At 70.6% G+C, this 24538-nt stretch carries 17 protein-coding genes; 16 read left to right on the forward strand and 1 reads right to left on the reverse strand.

From position 1 onward, the window contains the following. Positions 1–61 precede the first annotated feature (61 nt). The gene (locus tag ACGFNV_RS32260; protein WP_393627287.1) at positions 62–1507 is read left to right on the forward strand and encodes a hypothetical protein; all 1446 of its coding nucleotides are present in this window, start codon (positions 62–64) and stop codon (positions 1505–1507) included. Here ACGFNV_RS32260 and ACGFNV_RS32265 read toward each other — a convergent pair. Continuing rightward, the gene (locus ACGFNV_RS32265) at positions 1493–2887 is read right to left on the reverse strand and encodes a hypothetical protein (protein WP_393627289.1); all 1395 of its coding nucleotides are present in this window, start codon (positions 2885–2887) and stop codon (positions 1493–1495) included. The two genes, ACGFNV_RS32260 and ACGFNV_RS32265, sit on opposite strands and share 15 nt — an antisense overlap. A gap of 244 nt (positions 2888–3131) precedes the next feature. Here ACGFNV_RS32265 and ACGFNV_RS32270 point away from each other — a divergent pair, with 244 nt between their 5' ends. From ACGFNV_RS32270 to ACGFNV_RS32340, 15 genes are all read left to right on the forward strand, one after another. Further along, entirely contained in the window at positions 3132–4199 is a 1068-nt protein-coding gene (locus ACGFNV_RS32270) for a hypothetical protein (RefSeq protein ID WP_393627348.1), read from the forward strand. Between the two features lie 46 nt (positions 4200–4245). Further along, positions 4246–5010, forward strand: a complete 765-nt coding sequence (locus ACGFNV_RS32275) for a TIGR03936 family radical SAM-associated protein (protein WP_393627291.1) — start codon at positions 4246–4248, stop codon at positions 5008–5010. 271 nt (positions 5011–5281) lie between these two features. Next, the gene (locus ACGFNV_RS32280) at positions 5282–9730 is read left to right on the forward strand and encodes an Rne/Rng family ribonuclease (protein ID WP_393627293.1); all 4449 of its coding nucleotides are present in this window, start codon (positions 5282–5284) and stop codon (positions 9728–9730) included. A gap of 257 nt (positions 9731–9987) precedes the next feature. Further along, the gene (rplU, locus tag ACGFNV_RS32285) at positions 9988–10308 is read left to right on the forward strand and encodes a 50S ribosomal protein L21 (RefSeq protein WP_007381993.1); all 321 of its coding nucleotides are present in this window, start codon (positions 9988–9990) and stop codon (positions 10306–10308) included. Between the two features lie 14 nt (positions 10309–10322). Then, positions 10323–10577 (forward strand): 50S ribosomal protein L27, encoded by a 255-nt coding sequence (rpmA, locus tag ACGFNV_RS32290; RefSeq protein ID WP_133926294.1) that lies wholly within the window; start codon positions 10323–10325, stop codon positions 10575–10577. Between the two features lie 144 nt (positions 10578–10721). Continuing rightward, positions 10722–12158 (forward strand): GTPase ObgE, encoded by a 1437-nt coding sequence (gene obgE / locus ACGFNV_RS32295; protein WP_393627295.1) that lies wholly within the window; start codon positions 10722–10724, stop codon positions 12156–12158. Between the two features lie 185 nt (positions 12159–12343). After that, complete coding sequence (locus tag ACGFNV_RS32300) at positions 12344–13903, forward strand: alkaline phosphatase D family protein (protein WP_393627297.1); 1560 nt, start codon at positions 12344–12346, stop codon at positions 13901–13903. Between the two features lie 335 nt (positions 13904–14238). After that, complete coding sequence (locus ACGFNV_RS32305; protein WP_393627299.1) at positions 14239–15738, forward strand: D-ribitol-5-phosphate cytidylyltransferase; 1500 nt, start codon at positions 14239–14241, stop codon at positions 15736–15738. 186 nt (positions 15739–15924) lie between these two features. Beyond that, on the forward strand, positions 15925–18060 hold the full coding sequence (locus ACGFNV_RS32310) for a hypothetical protein (protein ID WP_393627350.1): 2136 nt from the start codon (positions 15925–15927) through the stop codon (positions 18058–18060). Between the two features lie 178 nt (positions 18061–18238). Next, the gene (locus tag ACGFNV_RS32315) at positions 18239–19471 is read left to right on the forward strand and encodes a glycosyltransferase family 2 protein (RefSeq protein WP_393627301.1); all 1233 of its coding nucleotides are present in this window, start codon (positions 18239–18241) and stop codon (positions 19469–19471) included. Between the two features lie 138 nt (positions 19472–19609). Continuing rightward, positions 19610–20713: a glutamate 5-kinase gene (gene proB / locus ACGFNV_RS32320; protein ID WP_393627303.1), complete on the forward strand. Its 1104-nt coding sequence runs from the start codon at positions 19610–19612 to the stop codon at positions 20711–20713. Between the two features lie 168 nt (positions 20714–20881). Further along, positions 20882–21349 (forward strand): hypothetical protein, encoded by a 468-nt coding sequence (locus tag ACGFNV_RS32325; RefSeq protein WP_393627351.1) that lies wholly within the window; start codon positions 20882–20884, stop codon positions 21347–21349. 70 nt (positions 21350–21419) lie between these two features. Next, positions 21420–22706 carry a glutamate-5-semialdehyde dehydrogenase gene (locus tag ACGFNV_RS32330; RefSeq protein ID WP_393627305.1) on the forward strand — a complete coding sequence of 429 codons (1287 nt, stop codon included), beginning with the start codon at positions 21420–21422 and terminating at the stop codon, positions 22704–22706. 109 nt (positions 22707–22815) lie between these two features. Next, a complete protein-coding gene (locus tag ACGFNV_RS32335; protein WP_393627307.1) occupies positions 22816–23379 on the forward strand; it encodes a hypothetical protein in 564 nt (187 codons plus the stop codon). An 88-nt stretch (positions 23380–23467) separates the two neighbouring features. Next, entirely contained in the window at positions 23468–24538 is a 1071-nt protein-coding gene (locus ACGFNV_RS32340) for a hypothetical protein (protein ID WP_133926302.1), read from the forward strand.

Raw genomic sequence — 24538 nt, forward strand, 5'->3', positions numbered from 1 at the left:
GCGGGCGCCGAACGGGGTAGTTCCGCGTGCACACGGCTGTTCGGGGTTCGAGCCTGGGGGCATGAGGAGCATCCACCCGTGGGTCGTTGTCGAGCCACCGGACAGCCGTGGGTTGCGTCGGGTCGTCGTGGGCGGCGAGACGGTGGGCCGTGCCTGGTCGCTGGGCGAACTGCGGAAGATGCTCGGACGCCTCGGCTACCCCGAGGACCTGGATGTCGACGATGCGGCTTCCGTGAGCTGGCGCGGGGGTGACAGCGGCACATGGCCCGACCGCGCCTGGAGAAGGCGCGCGGTCACCGTTCTCATGGTGGCCGGGCTGTTGGCGTCCATGGCCCTCAACGCGGCCATCGGGTGGCCGGACGCCTCCGGGGCGCTGACCTTCGCGCAACGGATCAGTGGGGTTCTGTTCGTCCTGTCGGGTGTGGTGCAGGGGGTGGCGGCCCTCGCGGCCCTCGACTACGGGGGGAGACGGCAGTTCAAGGCCTCCGGGGCGATCGTCCTGCTCGGCGTGCTCATCGCGCTGGCCACGGACAGTCTCCTGCTGTTCATGTGGCTCGAGGAAATGGAGTTCACGCCGTATGTGCTGGTTTTCATGCCCCTGTGGTTCTGGTCCCTCTGCACGCTTTTCCTTCTTGTCCGCGACAAGTCGTGGAAGGGAGTTCCGCAGCCCAAGAGGTTCGCGGCCGGGGTGGTCGCCACCGCGCTTCTGACCGGCATCAGCCTGGCGTATTCCACCATGTACCAACCTGCGGCTGCCCCGATGCACTTCACCCTGAAGGCTGAGTTCGGGAAGTCGCGGGCGGACCGTGTGCTCCCCTTCGTCCAAGTCCCGCTGACGCTTTACATGAAGAACACCGGAGGAATTCCGGTGTACATCGTCAATGACATCTACACCGTCCGCGGAAGGGGCGCCGAGTACTCCAAGTACCCTGATCGTAGGGCTTTGGTGAGGGAGTGGAGTGAGCGCGCGGGCGAGCGGGGCGAGGAAGCAGAACGATACGTCAGCCGACTTACGTACACCACGGTGAGCAGTGGGCACTTCTACGGTCCGGGCAAACGGCTCGAGGTCGGGGAGGAATACTCCCTCAAACGTGTGTTCCAGCTTCCCAAAGACGCCCAGTATGACACGGTGAGTGTCGACTTGCGGGTTTCGTACATGAGGAAGGACCGAGGAAAACTCGATGTCGACGAGTTCGAAACTCCTCATTACTCATGGGACAAAGACGCTGGGCGTTTCCACTGTTCGGCGTGTGGTCGACTGGTCATCTATCACGGCACGGTGCGGCACAACAACAACCTCGTCAATGTGACCCGTAATCCGCGTTATGTGACGGCTATCTGGTCTCCGGTGCGCGATCCCATCTCCTCCATTTCGGCGTTCGACTTCAAGGGGGAGTCTGATTTCGTGAAGGAAGAAAAGAGAGAGCTGGAAAGATATGGGGCCGCGGAGGTGCACGCCAATGAAGAGGTGTCTCTCGCGGAACTTCTGATGTCATCCGGCATCTGAATCCGCGAGCCAGGTGCCCGCTGTGATCCCGAAGTCCTGGTCGAGGACAGAAGCCGTCTCCAGGCAGTTGAGAGATTTTTTGCCGAGGGTGCCCAACAGCTCGCTTCCCGGTACGAGGTCGGCGAGCTTGGTGATGAGCTGCGGGATTTCGAAGGGGGCGTGGACGCGCTCGTCGTTCTGCAACTGGGCCAGGACGTCGAGGAGATCGTCTCCCTGTTCCTCCGCCTTCCAGAAGTCCTTGACTCCTTCGGTGCCCCAACTCTCGGGAATCAGACCCCCGAGCTGCTGAACGAGGGCGCTTTCTCCGACCGCCTCGAATATGGCGGTGGTACACACCACGGCCGCCTCGGAGAGGGATTCGTCCGGTTGGTCCTGAGCCGAGGCGGCTTCCTTCTGCTGGTCGCTCATCCGGGCGGCCTGTTCCTTCAGCTCTTCCTCCGGGTCTTTGCGTTTCGCCCGGTCCTCCTGTGACGCCGCGAGGTCGTTGATCTCCTCCAGCTTCTCAGTGCCCTTCAGTGTGGACTCGGCGAGCGCGTTCTGCACCTCCTGAGGCGCCCCCGGGGCGGTGATCCAGTCCACCGAGGAACTTGCCAGCATCGCGAACGAACGAACCAGCTCCCCGTCCCAGCTGCTCTCCAGGACGTAGTTCAGCTGCTCCACGACGGCGATCAGCTGCCCCCGCAGTTCTTCTGGGGTCTCGGGATCGCAGATCATGTCCAGCGCGGATGTCGTCCGCTTCACGACCACGAGGAGGAACGACCGCTCCTCGGGCGGCACCTCCGGGTCGTGGCCCACCGTCAGGGTGGAGGACACCTGTTGCACAAGCGTGACCAGCTGTTCCCGCATCTCGTCGGATGTGTCGTCGCCGATCGTTGTCAGCGCTGTGGTCAGCTGCTGTGCGCTCTCGATGACTTCTTGCCTGTCCTGCAGTGACGTCTCCGGGTCCGCGACTGCTTCGAGGGTGGCCGTCAATTCGTCGACAGTCGGCGCCAGTTCCTCGGGGAGGCTGTCCTTGGTCTCGTTCAGGCTCGTCGTTACGTCTTCAATCTGCTGCGTCTGTTCCGCCGGGGGATCGGACCCCTCTTGCTCTGTGTCGCCAGCGCCTGACGAGTTGTCAGGAGTGTCAGGAGTGTCAGGGCTGTCAGGGCTGTCAGGGCTGTCAGGGGGCAGTGTGCCGCCCGAACTCGACGTGTCGGTCGGTTCGGAGGTGGTGGGCGGAGGTGGCGTCGTATCACCCGGTGTCGGCGGGGGAGGCTCGGGGGCCGTGGGTTCGGGAGGTGGTGTCGTCTGCGCGGGCGCGTCCGTCCTGCTCGCGCTCGGGGCCTGAAGCACCGTCACCGCACCTGTCAGACCTGCTGGAAAGGCCAGCGCCGCAGCCAAGAGGGACGCGTTGACCCTGTGGAAGGCGTACCGCCGGGGTGTTCTGGCCATAGTGGTTCCAGATGCGCTTGGCGTGTGCTGCTTCGTCCGTCGCGTTCATCCGTCGCGGACCCGGGCCTATGAATCCACTGTTCACCCGGGCGGCGCATCCCGCAACGCGGTCGCTGTGTGGGGAGTTCGAGGACGAGTGGAGCAGACGGCCCGGCACGGGATCCGGACGGGCGGTCGCGGCGTCTACACCGTTATGGACCTCGAGAAGTCACCAGCTCAGCCCCAGCAACAGGCACCGCCCGAAGGGTGTCTCGCCGTCGCGATCCGGATTCCCGTGCGGATCGTGGTGCTTGTGCTGGTCGTGCCGGTGCGGGTGGTGTGGGACGCGCTCGTCGTCGCCGGGCGTGTCCTGAGGGACACCGTGCTCAGGCCGCTCGGGCGGGCGCTGCTGTGGCTGGGGAAGGTCCTGTTCGTCTGGCCGGTCGTCGGACTGTGGCGCTACCTCCTCGTCCCCGTCGGCAAGGCGCTGGCCTGGCTCGGGAACGTGCTCGTCGTCGTGCCGCTCGTGTGGTTCCACCGGTACGTGCTCACACCGGTCGGGCATGCCCTCGCGTGGCTGTACGCGCACGGGCTGACGCCGATCGGGCACGGGATCATGTGGCTGCTCAGGGGCGTCGGGGTCGGGTTCGCCGCCCTCGGCCTCGGCGTGTACACCGCCGCGGCCTGGCTCGTGCGGTACCTGGTCGTCGTACCCGCCGTGTGGCTGTACGAGTGGATCCTCGCGCCCGTCGGCCGGGCCGTCGCCTGGTGCGTGACCGGGCTCGTGCGGCTGGTCGGCATGGTCCTGTACTGGACCACCCGCATCCTGCTCGTGCTGCCCGCGCTCGCCGTGTGGCGCTGGATCCTCACACCCGTCGGACGCGTCCTCGCGGTCGTCGGGCGCGAGGTGTGGGACGCGCTCGGGCACGCCTGGCGGATCGCCGGCTACGTCTCGCTCGCCGTCGGACGGTTCCTGGGCACCCTCTTCCGGTGGACCTTCGTGGAACCGGTGCGGTGGGTGTACCGCACGGTGCTCACCCCCGTCGGGCACGTCGTACGGGACCTGGTGCTGCGGCCCGCCGCCGACGCCGCCCGCGCCGTGGGACGGGCCACCCGGCAGGCCCTCGCCGCCGCCCGTGACTCCGTACGGCAGGCGCGCGCCGACTTCCGCCGCATGCTCCTCGGCGAGCCGAGGGAGCGGGAGGCGGTGGCCCGGCGGGAACCTCAGGGCCGCGAGACACGTACTCTTGGTAGCAGTACGACCGCTCTCACGAAGGACTAGGACACTGGGCAAGCGACAGCCCGAAGGCCCGCCGCCCGCACCCGCGGTGCAGCGCATCCGACTGCGCTACACCAAGCGCGGCCGCCTCCGGTTCACCAGCCACCGTGACTTCCAGCGCGCCTTCGAGCGTGCGCTGCGCCGTGCCGAGGTGCCGATGGCGTACTCGGCCGGGTTCACGCCGCATCCGAAGGTGTCGTACGCCAATGCCGCACCCACCGGCACGGGCAGTGAGGCGGAGTATCTGGAGATCGCGCTCACCGACGCGCGCGATCCGGAAAAGCTCAGGCTCCTCCTCGACGAGTCGCTGCCCACCGGGCTCGACGTCGTCGACGCGGTCGAGGCCCGCACCTCGGGTCTGGCCGACCGGCTGACGGCTTCCGTGTGGGAGCTGCGGCTGGAGGGAGTGGACCCCGCCGACGCCGGCCGCGCGGTCGAGGCCTTCAACGGGGCCGGGGCCGTCGAGGTCCAGCGCATGACCAAGAACGGCGTCCGCACCTTCGACGCCCGTCCCGCGGTCGTACAACTTGAAACACACAGTGATCCGGCTGATAGGCCGACCGACCAGCCCTGTGCGATACTGCGGCTGGTTGTTCGGCACGTGACGCCTGCCGTTCGACCCGACGACGTCCTGTCCGGTCTCCGCGCCGTGGCCGACCTGGCGCCGCCGGTCCCCGCAGCGGTGACCAGGCTGGCGCAGGGGCTGCTCGATGAAGAGACCGGCACGGTGACCGACCCGCTCGCGCCCGACCGCGAGGCAGCACAGGCCCCCTCAACGGGCGGCCCGACTGCCACCGCGAAGGCGCCGGCGTAAGGAAGGTCCCGCGAAGGGACGGACGTCGTAGCGCCGCCCTCGGACTCGGGAGCCACCTGGGTCGGGCAGCGCACCGACCACAAGACTTTCGCCAGGCCGTGCGCATTCGGCGTACGGAACCGGCGAGACAGGACACAGAGAGCTCCCGTGTGGCGCCCGCGCCCCGGACGGCGGCACCGCGCATCGCGCGAGCCGCGGACGTCAACGGCATCGATGTGATCGATGCCGGACCAGGCGCGGCGCCCGGGAGCCTGACGGGAGAAACGCCCGCATGCTCGAGCCGACCGAATCCAACGAGTCCGTGACGGACTCCGAGAAGAACAGCCCCAGCGACACGCTGCCGCCGCGCCGCCGGCGCCGTGCCGCGTCCCGCCCGGCCGGTCCGCCGACCGCCGGTTCCGCCGAGGAGTCGGCGGAGATCGTCGCACCGGCCATACCGGCCGTGGCGGAAGAGGACGAGGAAGAGAAGAAGACCGACGAGTCGGTCGCGGCCGTCGCGGAAGCCGAGGGTGCCGAGAGCACCGAGGCCGCGGCCCCGGCCGAGGAGGCCGCCCCCGCCGGGCGTACCCGGCGTAGGGCGACCCGGCGCGTGTCCGCGCCGGCCGGTGCCCCGAGCGCGGCCGAGGCCGCCGAGATCGCCGAGACCGTCGTACCGGTGGCTGCCGCGCCCGCGGAAACGATCGCCGCTGCCGCCGAGGTGTCGGAGCAGGCCGAGGAGGCCGCCCCGCCCCGGGCCCGTCGTCGGGCCACGCGCCGCGCGTCCGCGCCCGCCGCCGCTCCGGCCGAGGCCGTCGCGAGTGCGGCTGACGCCGACGCGTCTGTGACCGCTGAGGCTCCCGCGGCCGAGGCCCCCATGGCCGAGGCGTCCGAGACTGCCGCCGCCGTCGAGGAGGCCGCGCCCGCCGCACGTCCGCGCCGCCGGGCCGGCCGTCGGGCGTCCGCGCCCGCGGGCGCTCCGAAGGACACCGAGACCGTCGAGGGCGCCGAGGCGCAGGCCGGCGCGGGGTCGGAGACGGCTTCCGCCGGTGCCGGCGAGGCCGAGGTCGCCGCTCCCGCCGAGGCCGCCCCGGCCTCCACCGAGACCGCCGCCTCCGACGAGGAGGCCGCTCCGCGCCGGGCGCGCCGTCGTGCCACGCGTCGCGTCACCGCTCCGGCCGAGGCGGCCGTGAGTGACGAGTCGGCGCAGACCGCCGGGGGCGAGGGCGAGTCCGCCGGTGCCGCCGAGGCGCAGGTCCCCGAGTCCGCCGACGCCGGCACGGCGAAGGCTGCCGTGTCCGAGGCCGCCACGCCGAGCGGCGAGGCCCCCTCCGCAGCCGACGAGAGCGCCGAGAGCCGTTCCGCCGCCACGGGGGCGGACACCCCCGCCGCCCAGGCCGAAGAGGCCGGTTCCCCGCGCCGCGCCCGGCGCAGGGCTGTGCGCAAGGCCGCTGTCGGGTTCTCCGCGCCCGGGCGGGGTGAGGCCGGTGAGGCCGAGGCGCCGCGTCGTCCGGCGCGGCCCGCCGTCGCCGTGTTCCAGGCGCCGGTGTTCGCCGAGCCGAGGTTCCAGACCCCGCAGCGGGCCGCCGCCGAGGCGGCCGCGGAGGCGGCGGAGGACGTCGCCGAAGAGGCCGTCGAGACCGCGACCCCCGAGCCCGGCCAGACCACCGAGAGCACTCGGGTCACCGAGACCACTCGGGCCACCGAGCCCGCCGAGGCCACCGCGGAGCCCGCGGAGGAGCAGACCGGGTCGCGGCGACGCCGTCGGCGCCGGGGTGGTGCGGGCGGCGACGAGGCCGAGAGCGTCGTACGGGCCGCCGAGACGGTCGTGGAGGACGGCGACGCCGAGGAGGCCGAGGAGCCGGCCGAGGACGCCGGTGACGGTGACGAGTCGGAGGACACCGGCTCGCGGCGACGCCGTCGTCGCGGTGGCCGGCGTCGGCGCCGGGGCGACTCCGGTGACGCCGAGGGGAGCGAGTCCGGGGACGCCGATTCCGACGACCTCGCCACCGAGCAGGCCGAGCAGGACGCCGAGGACACCGCCGAGCAGATCGACGAGGACGCCGAGGACGACGACGCGCACGGCGACGAGTCCGGCGGGTCCAGCTCCAGCAGCCGCCGCCGTCGCCGCCGGCGCCGTCGGGCCGGTGACTCCGCCTCCGACGCCGAGCCGGGCGACGGCGACCCCGAGCGCACCGTCGTGAAGGTCCGCGAGCCGCGCAAGCCGTCCGAGCCGTCCGACGAGGTGCAGTCCATCAAGGGCTCGACCCGTCTGGAGGCCAAGAAGCAGCGCCGCCGCGAGGGCCGCGAGCAGGGCCGTCGTCGTGTGCCGATCATCACCGAGGCCGAGTTCCTGGCCCGGCGCGAGGCCGTCGAGCGGGTCATGGTCGTCCGCCAGAGCGGTGAGCGCACACAGATCGGCGTCCTGGAGGACGGCGTGCTCGTCGAGCACTACGTCAACAAGGAGCAGGCGACTTCGTACGTCGGCAACGTCTACCTGGGCAAGGTCCAGAACGTGCTGCCGTCCATGGAGGCCGCCTTCATCGACATCGGCAAGGGGCGCAACGCCGTCCTGTACGCCGGTGAGGTCAACTTCGAGGCGCTGGGCATGGCCAACGGGCCGCGCCGCATCGAGTCCGCCCTGAAGTCGGGCCAGTCGGTGCTCGTCCAGGTCACCAAGGACCCGATCGGGCACAAGGGCGCCCGCCTCACCAGCCAGGTCTCCCTCCCGGGCCGTTACCTCGTGTACGTGCCCGAGGGCTCGATGACCGGCATCAGCCGCAAGCTGCCCGACACCGAGCGGGCCCGGCTGAAGACCATCCTCAAGAAGATCGTCCCCGAGGACGCGGGCGTCATCGTGCGCACCGCCGCCGAGGGCGCGAGCGAGGACGAGCTGCGCAGGGACGTCGAACGGCTCCAGGCGCAGTGGGAGGACATCAAGAAGAAGGCGAAGAGCGGCAACGCCCCGACGCTGCTGTACGGCGAGCCGGACATGACCGTCCGGGTCGTGCGCGACATCTTCAACGAGGACTTCTCCAAGGTCGTCGTCAGCGGTGACGACGCCTGGTCGACGATCCACGGCTACGTCTCGCACGTCGCCCCGGACCTGGCCGAGCGCCTGTCGAAGTGGACCTCCGAGGTCGACGTCTTCGCCACGTACCGGATCGACGAGCAGCTCGCCAAGGCGCTGGACCGCAAGGTCTGGCTGCCCAGCGGCGGTTCGCTGGTGATCGACCGGACCGAGGCGATGGTCGTGGTCGACGTCAACACCGGCAAGTTCACCGGTCAGGGCGGCAACCTCGAGGAGACGGTCACCAGGAACAACCTGGAGGCGGCCGAGGAGATCGTGCGCCAGCTGCGGCTGCGCGACCTGGGCGGCATCATCGTGATCGACTTCATCGACATGGTGCTGGAGTCCAACCGGGACCTGGTGCTGCGGCGCCTCCTGGAGTGCCTGGGCCGGGACCGTACGAAGCACCAGGTCGCCGAGGTGACCTCGCTGGGGCTCGTCCAGATGACCCGCAAGCGGGTCGGCCAGGGCCTGCTGGAGTCGTTCTCCGAGACCTGCGTCCACTGCAACGGGCGCGGTGTCATCGTCCACATGGAGCAGCCGACCTCCGCCGGAGGCGGCGGCAAGCGCAAGAAGCGCGGGCGCGGCGGCGACGGGCACGTCCACGAGCACGAGGCCGTGGACACCACCGAGGCCCTCGCGATCGCCGAGACCGTCGAGACCGCCGAGGAGGAGGCCGAGAGCGAGGCCGAGGTCGCCGCCGAGGTGGCCGAGCCGGTCGCGCTCACCGCACCGGACTTCGCGGCGGACGAGGAGCTGTACAGCAGCGTCGCGGAGGCGGAGGCCGCCGCCGGGCGTGGCCGCGGCAGGCGTCGGGCGAGCCGGCGGGCTTCGGCTCCGGCGGGTGCGCCGAGGGGCGGTGCGCGGGGCGAGACGGTGCGGAAGACCGAGGTCGCCGAGGCGCCGGCCGCGGAGGCGCCGACGGCTCAGGACGTCACGGCCGAGGACGAGATCGAGCGTCCGGTGCTGCCGCAGGAGTCCGCCGTCGCGCACGCCGAGCCGGTCGCCGTCGAGGACCCGGTCGTCGAGGCTCCCGCAGCTCCCGCAGCCGAGGAGGCCGCGCCGAAGGGCCGTACGCGTCGTCGTGCGACCCGCAAGGTGTCCGCGCCCGCCGGTTCACCGGCCGGGGCGGAGGCCGCCGTGGTGACGGTCGCCGAGCCGGCGCCGCAGTCCGAGGCGGCGCAGACACCGGTGGCCGCGGAGCCGACCGAGGCCGCGCAGGCCGAGGCGGCCCCTGCCGAGGCCGAGGCTCCCGCCGAGAGCGCCGCTCCGGCGCGTCCGCGGCGCCGGGCCGTCCGCAAGGCCACCGCGCCCACCGCGTCGGAGGAGACGGCCGTCGTGGTCGTCCCCGCGGCCCCGACGGAGGAGGCCGCCGAGGCCCCCACCGCCGAGGCCTCCACCGCCGCGGAGGCGGGCGAGGCCCCGGACGAGTCCGCGGGCGACGAGGCCGCGCCGGCCAAGAAGGCGGCCGCCCGCAAGACGGCCAAGAAGGCCACGGCGAAGAAGGCCGCCACCAAGAAGACCGCGGCCAAGAAGACGGCCGCGAAGAAGACGACGGCCAAGAAGGCGGCGGCGAAGACCACCAAGACGGCCGCCAAGACCGCGTCGAAGAAGACCGTGGCGGCGACGCAGCAGGCGCCGTCCTCCGTGTCGGCCTCCACCGACGAGGACTGATCGCGGCGTGTGGTGCCGGGGCCCGTGCCCCGGCACCCGCGCCGACGTGACCGGCTGCACACCCGTGGGGCCCGGCCCGGTTTGACCCCCTGGGCCGGGGCCCCGTAATCTTGACCGTCGGCGTGTCGAGTGACGTGCCACATCCCCGTAAACCTCTTCCTCCCGGGTACCTCGGTGGCTGGGAGAGGCCGTCCGTGTTCGTTCCCGGACGGCTGGACTGCGGGGGTGCCGTTTCCGAGCGAGAGAGTGAGATCCGCGTGTACGCCATCGTGCGCAGCGGTGGTCGCCAGCACAAGGTTGCTGTCGGCGACATCGTTGAGGTTGACAAGATTTCCACCGCCAAGGTTGGCGACACGGTCGAGCTCTCGACCCTGCTCGTTGTCGACGGCGACGCTGTGACCAGCGACCCGTGGGTGCTGGCCGGCATCAAGGTCCAGGCCGAGGTCGTGGACCACCACAAGGGTGTGAAGATCGACATCCTTCGCTACAAGAACAAGACCGGCTACCGCCGTCGTCAGGGCCACCGCCAGCAGTACACGGCGATCAAGGTCACTGAGATCCCCGCGGCTGCGAAGTAAGGGACTGAGGAGAAATGGCACACAAGAAGGGCGCATCGTCCACCCGGAACGGTCGCGACTCCAATGCCCAGCGGCTCGGCGTGAAGCGCTTCGGCGGTCAGGTCGTCAACGCGGGTGAGATCCTGATCCGCCAGCGCGGCACCCACTTCCACCCGGGCTCCGGCGTCGGCCGTGGCGGCGACGACACGCTGTTCGCGCTGCAGGCCGGTGCGGTGGAGTTCGGTACCCACCGTGGCCGCAAGGTCGTGAACATCGTTCCGGTCGCCTGAGTCGTCTGAACTCACCGGACCGAACGCTTCGCGAGGCGGACCTCACTTCCCGGGCGGGAAGCGGGTCCGCCTTTCGCGTGTTGAGCAGGTAATACCCGAACTCCCCCAGCCTTCGGCCGGGGGCACCCCCAGGAGGCACCCACCATGACCACCTTCGTGGACCGCGTCGAACTGCATGTCGGCGCAGGTAACGGAGGTCACGGCTGTGCCTCCGTCCACCGGGAGAAGTTCAAGCCGCTCGGTGGCCCGGACGGCGGCAACGGCGGACGCGGCGGCGATGTGATCCTCACCGTCGACCAGTCCGTCACCACGCTCCTCGAGTACCACCACTCCCCGCACCGCAAGGCCACCAACGGCAAACCCGGTGAGGGCGGCAACCGGTCCGGCAAGGACGGGCAGGACCTGGTCCTGCCGGTACCGGACGGCACGGTCGTCCTCGACAGGGCGGGCAACGTACTGGCCGACCTGGTCGGGCACGGCACCTCCTTCGTCGCCGCGCAGGGCGGCCGGGGCGGGCTCGGCAACGCGGCACTGGCGTCGGCGCGGCGCAAGGCGCCCGGGTTCGCGCTGCTGGGCGAGCCGGGGGATCTCCAGGACATCGTTCTGGAGCTGAAGACCGTCGCCGACGTGGCGCTGGTCGGCTACCCGAGCGCGGGGAAGTCGTCCCTGATCTCCGTGCTGAGCGCAGCCAAGCCGAAGATCGCCGACTACCCGTTCACCACCCTCGTCCCGAACCTGGGCGTCGTGACCGCGGGGTCTACCGTCTACACCATCGCCGACGTCCCCGGTCTCATCCCGGGCGCCAGCCAGGGCAAGGGCCTCGGCCTCGAGTTCCTGCGGCACGTCGAGCGGTGCAGTGTGCTGGTGCACGTCCTCGACACGGCCACGCTCGAGTCCGACCGTGACCCGGTGTCCGACCTCGACATCATCGAGGAGGAGCTGCGGCAGTACGGCGGGCTCGGGGACCGGCCGCGGATGGTCGTGCTGAACAAGATCGACGTACCGGACGGCAAGGACCTCGCCGAGATGGTGCGGCCCGACCTGGAGGCGCGTGGCTACCGCGTCTTCGAGGTGTCGGCCGTCGCGCACATGGGGCTGAAGGAACTGTCGTTCGCGCTGGCGGATCTCGTGGGCAAGGCGCGTGCCGCCAAGCCCAAGGAGGAGGCGACGCGGATCGTCATCCGGCCCAAGGCCGTGGACGACGCGGGCTTCACGGTCACGCGCGAGGACGACGGGCTGTTCCGGGTCCGGGGCGAGAAGCCCGAACGCTGGGTGCGGCAGACCGACTTCAACAACGACGAGGCGGTGGGCTACCTCGCCGACCGTCTCAACCGGCTCGGTGTGGAAGAGGAGTTGATGAAGGCCGGGGCGCGCTCGGGCGATGGCGTGGCCATCGGGCCCGAGGACAACGCGGTCGTCTTCGACTGGGAGCCGTCCGTGATGTCCGGTGCGGAGATGCTGGGCCGGCGTGGCGAGGACCACCGGTTCGAGGCGCCGCGGCCCGCGGCGCAGCGGCGGCGTGACCGGCAGGCGGAGCGGGACGAGGCCGCCGAGGAGTTCGAGGGCTTCGAGCCGTTCTAGAGATGACTCTGACGTGATGACTCCCTGACGTAAAGTCACGTTCAACCCGTTGCCTCCTACAGGCAACGGGTTTTCTCATGGCCCCTTTTTTGTCATGTACGGGAATGGTTCTGTTCAGCGGGCGGACCCGCTGCGCGTGGGAGCTTCCGAAGGTCAAGAGGCCTGCGAGGTAAGGGAGTTCCCCGATGACCGGCGTGACCGGAGCCGTTTCGCACGACCGTCGTCGCTTTCTGACCGCCGGCGCCGCGGTGGTCGGAGCCGCCGCCTCCGCGCAGTTGTGGGTGCCGTCGACCGCCCGGGCTGCCGGGAACGCGCTGCCCGACGGGGTGTTCAAACTCGGCGTCGCCTCGGGGGATCCACTCCCGGACGGGGTCGTGTTGTGGACGCGGCTCGCCCCTGATCCGCTGAACGGCGGAGGCATGCCGAACCAGGTCGTGTCCGTGGAGTGGGAGATCGCTCATGACGAGCGGTTCAGCAAGGTGGCGCGACGCGGTGTCGCCCAGGCGCGGCCCGAGTACGGGCACAGCGTTCACGTGGATGTACGGGGGCTGTGGCCCGGGCGGACGTACTGGTACCGGTTCCGCACCGGCGGGCAGATCTCCCGCGTCGGCCGCACCCGCACCGCCCCCCACCTCCACAGCACCGCCGGTTCGGTGCGCCTGGCGCTCGCCTCCTGCCAGAACTGGCAGCAGGGCTACTTCACGCCGTACGCCGACATGCTGGCCCAGGACCCGGACGTCGTCCTCTTCGTCGGCGACTACATCTACGAGTCGACGCCGTCGGCGACCGCGCTGCGCAAGCACGAGGGGAGCGGTGAGCCGTACTCCCTCACGCAGTACCGCAACCGGTACGCCCAGTACCGCACCGACCCGAACCTGCAGAAGATGCACGCCGGCGCCCCCTGGGTGGTCACCTTCGACGACCACGAGGTCGACAACGACTTCGCCGGTGAGGTCCCGCAGGACCCCGACAAGCAGGCGCACGCCGCGTTCGTCGCCCGGCTGACGGCGGCCTACCAGGCGTACTACGAGCACATGCCGGTACGGGCCACGGCCGTTCCGAACGGGCCGCACATCCGGATGTACCGTCGCCTGGAGTTCGGGCGGCTGGCCCGGCTCAACGTGCTCGACACCCGGCAGTACCGCAGCGACCAGGCCACCACCCAGGCGGGCGCCCAGAACCCGTCCCTCACCATGCTCGGCGCCACGCAGAAGCGGTGGCTCCTCGACGGGCTGCGCGACTCGCCCGCCCGCTGGAACCTCGTCGCCTCGCAGATCATGATGGCGGAGACGGACCTGCTGGTCGGCGCGGGCAAGCAGTGGTTCTACGACGCCTGGGACGGCTACCAGGTCGAACGCAACCAGTTCCTGAAGGAGTTCAGGAACGTGCGCAACCCGGTGGTGCTGACCGGCGACCGGCATCTGACGATGGTCAGCGACCTGAAGGCCGACTTCGCCGACCCGAGGTCCGCCGTCGTCGGCGCCGAGTTCGTCGGCACCTCCATCTCCAGCAACGGCGACCAGGACCACGCCGCCTTCCGCAAGGAGTGGGACCCGCGGCGCGCGGACAACCCGCACTGGAAGTTCATCGACGCCCACCGCGGCTACCACCTCTTCGACATCCGCCGCGACCGCGTCGACGCACAGGTCCGCGTCGTGAACACGGTGCTGAAGCCCACCGCGACGCCCAGCACGCTGGCCCGCCTCCGGGTCGACGCGGGGAAGCCGGGTGTGCGGGTCGTATGAACCGCGTAAGAGTCGCGCAGGCCACGTGAGGCCGACGCGACGGTCGTGAAATCGACGTGAGAGGTGCCCGGGACCGCGTTCCGGGCACCTTTCGGCGTTTCCGGGGTACCCGTACCACTGGGTTCGCCCGGCGTCACTTTGCGCAATGGCGGATACCTGTGGAGTTACTCACAGCAATTCCGGGGGGCGTCCGGGCGGGGTCTCGCCCATCACCAGCAGGGGAAGGTGAATACAAGGTTGCGCGCACATATGCGGTGCGAGGCGCTCACCTTGCACTGCGGTTGCCGCAAGTGGGACCATTTCAACGTTCCCTGTCGCCCCAAGGTAGGTCCTCTGTGTCCCAGCACATAGCCAAGCCCCGTACCACCGCAGTGATCCTGGCCGGTGGCACCGGCCAGCGGGTGGGTCTTTCGATCCCCAAGCAGCTGCTGAAGATCGCCGGCAAGGCAGTCATCGAGCACACCCTGACGACCTTCGAGAAGGCCGACTCCATCGATGACATCATCGTGCTGATGGCGCCGGGCTACGTGCCCGACATCGAGAAGATCGTCTCCAAGGCCGGGTTCAAGAAGGTCAAGAAGATCATCGAGGGTGGTTCCACCCGCAACGAGACCACCGAGCGCGCCATCAGCGCCCTCGGTGAGGGCCTGGCCGAGGGCGAGGACCTCAACGTCCTCTTCCACGACGCCGTCCGTCCGCTGCTGTCGCAGCGCGTGATCGACGACTGCGTCGCCGCGCTCGAGCGCTACCAGGCCGTCGACGTGGCCATCCCGTCCGCGGACACCATCATCGTCACCCGCACCCACGGCGAGGACGGCGAGTTCATCACCGAGATCCCGGACCGCTCCCGGCTGCGCCGCGGCCAGACCCCGCAGGCCTTCAAGCTGTCCACGATCCGCCGCGCCTACGAGGTCGCCGACGGCGACCCCAACTTCCAGGCCACGGACGACTGCTCCGTCGTGCTCAAGTACCTGCCGGACGTGCCGATCCACGTCGTCGCGGGCGACGAGTACAACATGAAGGTGACGCAGCCGGTCGACGTCTTCATCGCCGACAAGCTGTTCCAGCTCGCCTCCACCGCCACGCCCGAGCAGGTGAGCGAGGAGACCTACCGCGAGCTGCTGACCGGCAAGACGGTCGTGGTCTTCGGCGGTTCGTACGGCATCGGCAAGGACATCTCCGAACTCGCCGAGTCCTACGGCGCCAAGGTGTACGCGCTGGGCCGCTCCACCACCGGCACGCACGTGGAGAACCCGGAGGAGGTCGACGACGCGCTGTCCAAGGCGTACGCCGAGACCGGGCGCATCGACTACGTCGTCAACACCGCGGGCGTGCTGCGCATAGGGAAGCTGGCCGAGACCGACAACGCCACCATCGAGGAGGCGCTGAAGGTCAACTACCTGGCGCCGGTGCAGATCGCGCGCTCCTCCTACAAGTACCTGTCGGAGACCAACGGGCAGTTGCTGCTGTACACCTCCAGCAGCTACACCCGCGGCCGCGCCGAGTACAGCCTGTACTCCTCCACCAAGGCCGCCATGGTGAACCTCACCCAGGCGCTGTCCGACGAGTGGGCCGGCGACGGCATCCGCGTCAACTGCATCAACCCGGAGCGCACCGCGACCCCGATGCGCACCAAGGCCTTCGGTCAGGAGCCCGCGGGCAGCCTGCTCTCCTCCGAGGCCGTTGCCCGCACCTCGCTCGACGTGCTGCTGTCCGAGCTGACCGGGCACGTCATCGACGTCCGCCAGCAGGACCCGACGGCCGCCGCCGGCAAGGCCTCCGGCTTCGAGCAGGCCCTGGCCAGTGTTCTGGACCGCCAGGACGGCGTGGCATAATCATCTCTAAATAGCTTCTTGTATTCAGGCCTCTGTGGCTGCTGGTTCACCCGGCATTCACAGAGGCCTGAGTCCGTAAAATTCCCAGATCGTTCACAAGGTATTTTCCGGACCTTTTCGCTTTGCAACCGGCCCCCTCCAAGAGCAGGTTCCTCCGTGATATCCACCGCAATCCGCGTCGCCCGGGTGGGAAGCGCGGCCGAGCTGGCCGCGGCGGTCCTCATGATGCTGGGCTTCCCGGCGCTCATGCTGGCCGCGCTCGTCCCGAACGTTCCCGCCTTCGCGGCCGCGACCGCCGTGACGTACCTGTCGGACCACTATCTGCACCGCAAGGGCAGCTACCTCGTCAGCCGTCTGAGCAAGGTCAGGGCCGGTCTGTCGATCCGCTTCCTGATCCGACAGCTGCTGCTGGTGCTCCTGCTGGCCCGCCTGGACCTCAGGGACGACCTGGTCTTCTACGCGGCGATCGCCTGCTTCATCGCCTTCTACGGCCTTCAGGCCCCGCACGGCGCGCTGACCACGTTCATCCGCAACCGCCGCCGGATGCCGGTCGCCACCCGCAACGTCGACCTGAAGACGCGCATCCGCATCCCGGACGCGCCCCCGAAGAGGCTGCTGAACCGCTCCGCGGAGAAGATCCTGCACCTCGACCTCGCGGCCGTCGTCGGCATCCTGGTCTCGGCGGCCACCGACTCCTCCGTGGCCGGGTTCGTCGGCATCGGCCTCACGCTGGCGCTCGGCAGCCTGTACGTCCTCGCGCTGATGCCGTACGCCCGCGGCAAGAAGACGCCCCCGAGGGACGACGAGGTGCTGGCCGCCGTCGACGACTGGCTGGGCGTGTACAAGCCGGAGACGGTGCTGTACTTCTCCGGTTCCAAGGACTCCGCCTACCAGGTCAACATGTGGCTGGAGACCATGGAGCACCTGGAGTCCCGGCCGCTGATCATCCTGCGTGAGCGCGTCATCCTGGCCAACCTGGCGCCCACCACGGTTCCCGTCATCTGCGTGCCCGGAGGGGTGCACCTGATGAACATGAACCTGTCCACGGTGCGGGTCGCGCTGTACGCCGCGAACGTCGGCAAGAACATCCACATGCTGCGCGTGCCCACCATGAAGCACGTCTTCATCGGCCACGGCGACAGCGACAAGCTCGCCAGCGTCAACCCGTACAGCAAGGTGTACGACGAGGTGTGGACCGCCGGCCGCGCCGGCCGCGACCGCTACGCCATCGCCGACGTCGGTGTCCGCGACGAGGACATCGTGGAGGTCGGCCGCCCGCAGCTGGCGCCGATCCAGACCTGGCAGGGCGTGCCCGAGGGCCGTATCCCGACCGTGCTGTACGCCCCGACCTGGGAGGGCTGGGACGACAACCCCGGCAACACCTCCATCCTGCTCGCGGGCGAGAACATCGTGAAGCGGCTGCTCACAGCCGACCCGCAGGTCCGCGTCCTCTACAAGCCGCACCCCTTCACCGGCACCCGCAGCCCCAAGGCCGCGGCCGCCCACCGGCGCATCAAGGCCCTGATCGAGAAGGCCGCCGCCGAGCGCGCCGCCGACCCCGCCTTCACGATCGACACGGCCGCCCAGGCCGAGGCCAAGGCCGAGCTGACCCGCATCGAGGCCCGCCTCGCCGCGCTGTCCGGTCGCGGTGGCGACAAGGGCGACGAGGCCGAGGGAAGCCGCGACGGCATGGTCGACATCAAGAAGCACCAGGAGATCGCCCGGCTGCGCGCCGAGTGGAACGACGCCCACTGGCGTTCCGTCCCGACGTGGGAGCACCGCGTCGTCACGGGCGCCCAGCCGCGCCTGTACGACTGCTTCAACGTCTCCGACGCGATGGTCTCCGACATCTCCAGCGTGGTCTCCGACTTCATCGCCAGTGGCAAGCCGTACGCGGTGACGGACTCCGCCGAGCTCGGGGTGGAGGAGTTCAAGCTGCAGAACACCGCGGTGCGCGCGGCCGTGATCCTGTCCAACAGCGCCGCCGAGCTGGGCGAGCTGCTCGACGCCGTACGCGACCCGGCCGCGGACCCGCTGGCCGAGGACCGGACGGAGCTGAAGCAGTACCTGCTGGGGCCGGACGAGCCGACCTCCATCCAGCAGTTCAACACCGCGGTGACGAACCTCGCGCTCAAGGCCGAGGCCCGCAACGTCGGCCAGGACTCCCGGATCGCCGCCGAGCTGGGCGAGCTGGGCGAGCAGGCCGAACAGGAGGAGAAGACCGAGCAGGTGGAGCAGGCCGAGCAGGCGGAGCTGGCGAACGCCGTTCCCGCACCACGGGCCACCGCCTCCGGCGACGCGGAGGGCGCGACGGCGGGCTGACCTTGAGGTTCTCCCATACAGAGGGCTCGGTTCCGAGGCACGATCCTCGGAGCCGAGCCTGTTTCATTCATGTGATGCGGATCACTGAACAGGGGAGGCAACCGCACGTTCCGGTTACCCGTCTACCTGGTATCCAAGCCGTTGATACGGGGTGAACTCCCCGTAATGAGGGGGAAACGTGACCGTTACGCAGCCTGACGTCACCGTGGTCATCGGGGCGTACGAGGCGATGCCGTATCTGGTCGAGTGCCTCGCGTCCGTCGAAGCGCAGACTCTGGACCCGACGCGCATCGAGGTCGTCGCCATCGACGACGGCTCCAAGGACGGCACCGGTGAGTACCTGGAGGAGTTCGCCGCGCGCGCCCCGATGCCCGTGACGGTCATCCGCCAGGAGAACTCCGGCGGCCCCAGCGGCCCGCGCAACGTCGGCCTCGGCAAGGCGGCCGGACGCTACGTCTTCTTCCTCGACGCCGACGACCGGCTCGGCCCCGAGGCTCTGGAGCGCATGGTCGCGATGGCCGACAAGGCCGGCACGGACGTCGTCCTCGGCAAGGTCGAGGGCGTCAACCGCAACGCGCCCAAGTCGATGTGGGGCAAGACGCTCGAGCGCACCGACGTCTACTCCTCCAACATCAAGTTCACCCTCAGCGCCCAGAAGCTCTTCCGCCGCGCCCTGCTGGAACGTCACGGCATCCGGTTCGACGAGTCCCTGTGGACCGGTGAGGACGCGCTGTTCACGCTGGAGGCCTACCTGCGGGCCGACGGCATCTCCGTCGTCGCCGACTACACCTGCTACTACCTGGTGGGCCGCGACGACGGCAAGCACGTCACGAAGAGCGGCAGCTACACCCTGCGCTTCGACTCCGCGCGCGCCCTGATGGGGCTCATCGAGCGGATGGTCCCGGCCGGCCCCAAGCGGGACGTGCTGATGGTCCGCCCCTTCACCGTGACCCTGCTGCCGCAGTTCGGGCCGGTGTTCCTGCGGGACACCGAGGAGGTCCGGCGCACCAAGATGGAGCTGGCCAAGCCGCTGATGGACGCGCACTGGAACGAGGGCGTCGCCCAGCGCCTGAAGGTCCAGGAGCGGCTGCGGCTGCACCTGGTGGCCATGCAGCGCCCCGACCTCCTCAAGGACGTCCTCGAGTTCGTCAAGGCCAAGCGGGAGCCCGACGCCGTCCTGAAGAAGCAGAACACCCGGCTCTACCTCGCCTATCCCCACTTCCGCGACCGCAAGGCCGGCGTCCCCGACCGCGTCTACCTCGCGGAGGCGCGCGAGGCCAAGGGCTACCCGGGCTGGCGCAAGGGGCCGGCGGAGACGTTCCTTCGCCGAGCCAAGCGCAAGGTGCGGCGCGTGCTGCGCAGGGCGCTCCCGTCGCGCGGCGGCAGGCCCGGCGGCGCCACCGCCGCATAGCGCCACCGCCGCAGAGCCCACCACTGTCCGGAGGCTGGACCGGGGCGCGCCGAGGGGTCCCCTTCGCGTAGATTGCCAGGCGGGTAGCCGTAACTGCGCGAGGGGACAGACACCAAGGTGGCAGGGGCAAGGCAGGCCGTGAGCGAGGCCCGCAGGATCGTCGTCAAGGTGGGTTCCTCGTCGCTGACCACCGCCTCCGGCGGTCTGGACGCCGACCGCGTGGACGCGCTCGTCGACGTCCTCGCCAAGAGCCGCAGCGGAGGGGAGAAGGAGATCGTCCTGGTCTCCTCCGGTGCCATCGCCGCCGGGCTCGCGCCGCTCGGCCTGCGCCGCCGCCCCAGGGACCTGGCCCGCCAGCAGGCCGCCGCCAGCGTCGGCCAGGGCCTGCTCGTGGCCCGCTACACCGCCTCCTTCGCCCGCTACGCCGTCCGGGTCGGCCAGGTGCTGCTGACCAGCGACGACATGAGCCGCCGGGCCCACCACCGCAACGCCTCCCGCACCCTCGACAAGCTGCTGGCGATGGGCGCCTTCCCGATCGTCAACGAGAACGACACCGTCGCCACGGACGAGATCCGCTTCGGCGACAACGACCGACTCGCCGCCCTCGTCGCCCACCTCGTCCACGCCGACCTGCTGGTGCTGCTGTCCGACGTGGACGGCGTGTACGACGGCGACCCCAGCAAGCCCGGCACCTCGCGGATAGCGGAGGTCCGGGGGCCCGAGGACCTCGCGCACGTGGAGATCGGCAGCGCGGGCAAGGCGGGTGTCGGCACCGGCGGCATGGTCACCAAGGTCGAGGCCGCCCGCATCGCCGCCGCCGCCGGCATCCCCGTGGTGCTCACCAGCGCCGTGCACGCGGCCGACGCTCTCTCCGGGGGCGACACCGGCACCTACTTCCACCCCGCCGGCAAACGCTCCGCCGACCGGCTCCTGTGGCTCCAGCACGCCTCCACCCCGCAGGGCTCCCTGACCCTGGACGACGGGGCGGTGCGGGCCGTCGTCGAACGGCGCACCTCCCTGCTGCCGGCCGGGATCGCCGGCGTCGAGGGCGAGTTCAGCGCCGGTGACCCCGTCGAACTGCGGGACGGCCGGGGCCGCGCCGTGGCGCGCGGGCTCGTCAACTTCGACGCCAAGGAGATCCCCCAGCTGATCGGCCGCTCCACCCGGGAACTGGCGCGTGAGCTGGGCGCGGAGTACGAGCGGGAGGTCGTCCACCGGGACGATCTGGTGATCCTGCACTGAGCCTGCACCGATCCCGCTCCTGTGCCAGGGCTCGAACGGCCGCTCCAGGTGTGGGACGTTCGGTGAAACCGCCCCACGACGCCCTCCGGCCTGCTCAACTGTGTCTCGGGGGACCCGACCCGCACGAGCTGTGCTCGACCATGCGTAAAGGAGGCCGTCGTGAGACGAGTGCGCCCTGGGGCGGCGGCGTCCCGCGGTGGTACGGGCGGCGGCCCCACGCGTGCGGTCGGCGAGGAACGCGCGCTGACCAGCGTCGCCGCCGGTGACCGCTACGACGGCGAGGAGCCCGTCGACCTGCCCCGCCTGTGGCACGTCACCCTCAGTGTCTCCGGACGACAGGCCCCGCTGCCGGAGGTGCGCCGCGCCCTCGAACAGCTGGCCAACGACCACCCCTTCCTGCTGACCAGCCGCTACGCGCAGGACCACGCGGAGATCCGCTACTGGGAGGAGGCCCGCGACCTGCACGACGCGGCCGCCGTGGCGCTGCGGCTGTGGGGCGAGCACCGCCAGACCGCGGGGCTGCCGCCCTGGGAGATCGTCGGCCTGGAGGTCATCGACCGCCAGACCTACCACCAGCGCGTCGCCGAGGGGTACGGCCCACCACCGGCGAGCCCGGTGGGAGTCCATCCTTTTTGATCCGTCTCATCCCGTCTCGCCGAGTGGGATGAACGCTCGCGGTCGCCGCCCGGCGCACTACGCTTCCCTCATGACCACGCTCTCCCCGTACGACGCCATGTCCCCGGTCACCCAGGCCGCCTACCGCGCCAAGGCCGCCGCCGCCGACCTCGCGCCGCTGCCCCGGGCCGCCAAGGACGACGCGCTGCTGGCCATCGCCGACGCGCTGGAGGTCCGTACGAGCGAGATCGTCGAGGCGAACGCCGAGGACGTCGCCAAGGCGCGCGAGGCCGGCATCAGCGAGGGCATGATCGACCGGCTCACGCTCACCCCGGAGCGGGTGCGCGCCATCGCCTCCGACGTGCGCGACATCGTCGCGCTGCCCGACCCGGTCGGCGAGGTCGTACGCGGCTCCACCCTGCCCAACGGCATCGACCTGCGCCAGGTCCGCGTGCCGCTCGGGGTCGTCGGGATCATCTACGAGGGCCGCCCCAACGTGACGGTCGACGCCGCCGCCCTCTGCCTGAAGTCCGGCAACGCGGTGCTGCTGCGGGGCTCGTCCTCGGCGTACGAGTCGAACACCGCGCTCGTGCGGGTGCTGCGCGACGCCGTGGGCGGCGCCGGACTGCCCGCCGACGCGATCCAGCTGGTGCCGGGCGAGAGCCGCGACTCCGTGCGCGAGCTGATGCGCGCCCGGGGCCTGGTCGACGTGCTGATCCCACGCGGCGGCGCCTCGCTGATCAACGCCGTCGTCCAGGAGTCCGTCGTCCCCGTCATCGAGACCGGCACCGGCAACTGCCACGTCTACGTCGACGCCCACGCCGACCTCGACACCGCGATCGACATCCTGATCAACTCCAAGGCCCAGCGGGTCGGCGTCTGCAACGCCGCCGAGACCCTGCTGGTCCACCAGGACATCGCCCCCGAGTTCCTGCCCCGCGCCCTGGACGCCCTCGCCGAGGCCGGCGTGACCGTGCACGCCGACGAGCGGGTGCTGGCGTACGCCAAGGACTCCAAGGCGACCGTCGTCGAGGCGACGACCGAGGACTGGGAGACGGAGTACCTGTCGTACGACATCGCCGCCGCCGTCGTCGACTCGCTCGACCGGGCCGTCGAGCACATCCGGCTGTGGACCTCCGGGCACACCGAGGCCATCGTGACGACCTCGCAGCAGGCGGCCCGCCGGTTCACCCAGTTGGTCGACTCCACGACGGTGGCCGTCAACGCGTCGACCCGGTTCACGGACGGCGGTCAGTTCGGCTTCGGCGCGGAGATCGGCATCTCCACCCAGAAGCTGCACGCCCGCGGCCCGATGGGCCTGCCCGAGCTGACCAGCACCAAGTACATCGTCACCGGCGACGGGCACATCCGGCGCTGAAGGACCCCTGAGTCCGGCGACCGTGCGGAGTCCGTGGGAAGACGTCTCACCGGCGGACGAATTTGCGTACCACCTGCCCAAAGCGAACCCCCGGGTCTAGTCTGGATCCGTGCCGGAGGACGTGGGGGGCACGCCGTTCCCTGACGGCTGGGAGCCCGACGACGACCACGACCGCGGGGTGTCGGACGAAGAGTTCGCCTCCGTGGTCTTCGACGAGGCCTTCGTACAGGCGGCCGTGGTGCACGAGCCGACCGCCGTCGAACGCCTCCTGGCCGCCGCGCAGGCGAGAGCCGAGGCCTCCGAGGCGGAGGCCCGCCGCGCCGCCCGCGGCGGCGAACGCTACGACGACGGGTACGGCGGTTTCGGCCATGATCCCGACTTCGACGACGACCTGGACGACCCCTACGCCCTCGACGGCCACTACGGCGCCCCCGGGACGTACGGCAAGCAGGTCCGCTGGCACCGCCCCGTCGCCTGGGTGCTCGCCGTCGTGATGGGCGTCGGTATGGTCGCGCTGGCCTTCGCCGCGGTGTACCGGGGCGCCTCCTCGGGCAGCCGTGACCAGGTTCCGCTGCCCGCCTCGACCAACCTGGAACAGGGCGGCCCGGCGGCGCCCTCGGCCTCCGCCGACTACTCTCGGCCAGCCGTGTCGGCCACCCCGCGCACGCCCTGAGCGATCCCGCCCGCCTTGGTGAGCACCTGTCAGAAGTTGGCGCGTGGCAGGGCGTTTATGCGAGGTCGCTGAGACCTACCCTGAAGGTATGGGCGGGCCTGGAGACCCACCGGAGGGGACACCCGAGGGAGCTCCCGGAGGTGGCGAGGACGAGTACCGATCCGTCGTCTTCGACGAGTCGTTCGTCCGTGCTGCCCGCCTTCAGGAGTACTCCGCGCAGGAGCGGATGGCCGACCACGCGCCCGCCGTACGCCGCCGGCCGCCGCTGCGCCGGGGACTGTCCCGGCAGGCGCTGATCCTGGTCCTGCTGGTCGCCGTCGCCTTCGGTACGGCCGTCTACATGGGCATCCGGCACCCCTACCAGAGCCCCGGCGCGCAGCAGCCCGCGGAACCGCTGCGGATGACGGTCATCCCGCTCGCCCCGCAGGGCAAGGTACCCGGGGCCAGTGACACCGCGTACCTGTACGCGCACAGCCCCGCCGCGCAGTTCCGGGTGGGCGCGGAGGGCATTCCGCTGCCCGCCTCCCGCCGGACCGCGCACTTCTCGGACAGCCAGGTCGTCACCGCCCTGATCACCGCGAAGGAGTACATCGTCCGGTCCTCGCTGTACCCCGAGGTGCTCACCGGTGAGCAGGTGCGGCCCGCGCGGATGCTGCTCGACGCGGACCAGCTCGACCAGTTCGACGAGAGCTTCGAGCGGCCGACCGCCGACGGCAGGCACGCGCCGACCGGGTGGCTGGTCCGCTTCGACCCCTCCCAGGCCGAGCTGGCCGACCGGAAGATCCGGGTGCAAGGCACGCTGCAGGCCGCCGAGACCGACTCGTCCACCCTCGAGGTCACCGCGGACCACACCTTCGTGTACGCGCTGCGGCCGACCGGCTCCGCCGACGGTGCGAAGGCGTCCCTGTTCACCGTCCGGCGCGAGCTGCACTTCCGCTTCGACCGCGACGACCTGCGGCTGCACCAGGCCCAGCTCGCCGTCTCCTACGTCCAGGCCGGGCCGCTGTCCTGCGCGGAGGACTCGGCCAACCACCTGCACCCGCTGCTGGCCGGCCAGACCGCGAAGACGGGCGGCCCGGCCGGCACCGACCCGTACGCGACGGGCGGGACGACGGCGCTGTGCGGGTCGCTGGCCGCGAGCGCGCAGCCGAAGGTGTGA

This window comes from Streptomyces sp. NPDC048751 (assembly GCF_043198595.1).
GTDB lineage: Bacteria > Actinomycetota > Actinomycetes > Streptomycetales > Streptomycetaceae > Streptomyces.

Bases quoted from the DNA above. Each gene is read 5' to 3' on its own strand.
- ACGFNV_RS32340 (WP_133926302.1), top strand. From the start codon at position 23,468: ATGGGCGGGCCTGGAGACCCACCGGAGGGGACACCCGAGGGAGCTCCC.
- rpmA (WP_133926294.1), top strand. From the start codon at position 10,323: ATGGCACACAAGAAGGGCGCATCGTCCACCCGGAACGGTCGCGACTCC.
- ACGFNV_RS32260 (WP_393627287.1), top strand. From the start codon at position 62: ATGAGGAGCATCCACCCGTGGGTCGTTGTCGAGCCACCGGACAGCCGT.
- ACGFNV_RS32270 (WP_393627348.1), top strand. From the start codon at position 3,132: ATGGACCTCGAGAAGTCACCAGCTCAGCCCCAGCAACAGGCACCGCCC.
- ACGFNV_RS32300 (WP_393627297.1), top strand. From the start codon at position 12,344: ATGACCGGCGTGACCGGAGCCGTTTCGCACGACCGTCGTCGCTTTCTG.
- ACGFNV_RS32280 (WP_393627293.1), top strand. From the start codon at position 5,282: ATGCTCGAGCCGACCGAATCCAACGAGTCCGTGACGGACTCCGAGAAG.
- ACGFNV_RS32330 (WP_393627305.1), top strand. From the start codon at position 21,420: ATGACCACGCTCTCCCCGTACGACGCCATGTCCCCGGTCACCCAGGCC.
- obgE (WP_393627295.1), top strand. From the start codon at position 10,722: ATGACCACCTTCGTGGACCGCGTCGAACTGCATGTCGGCGCAGGTAAC.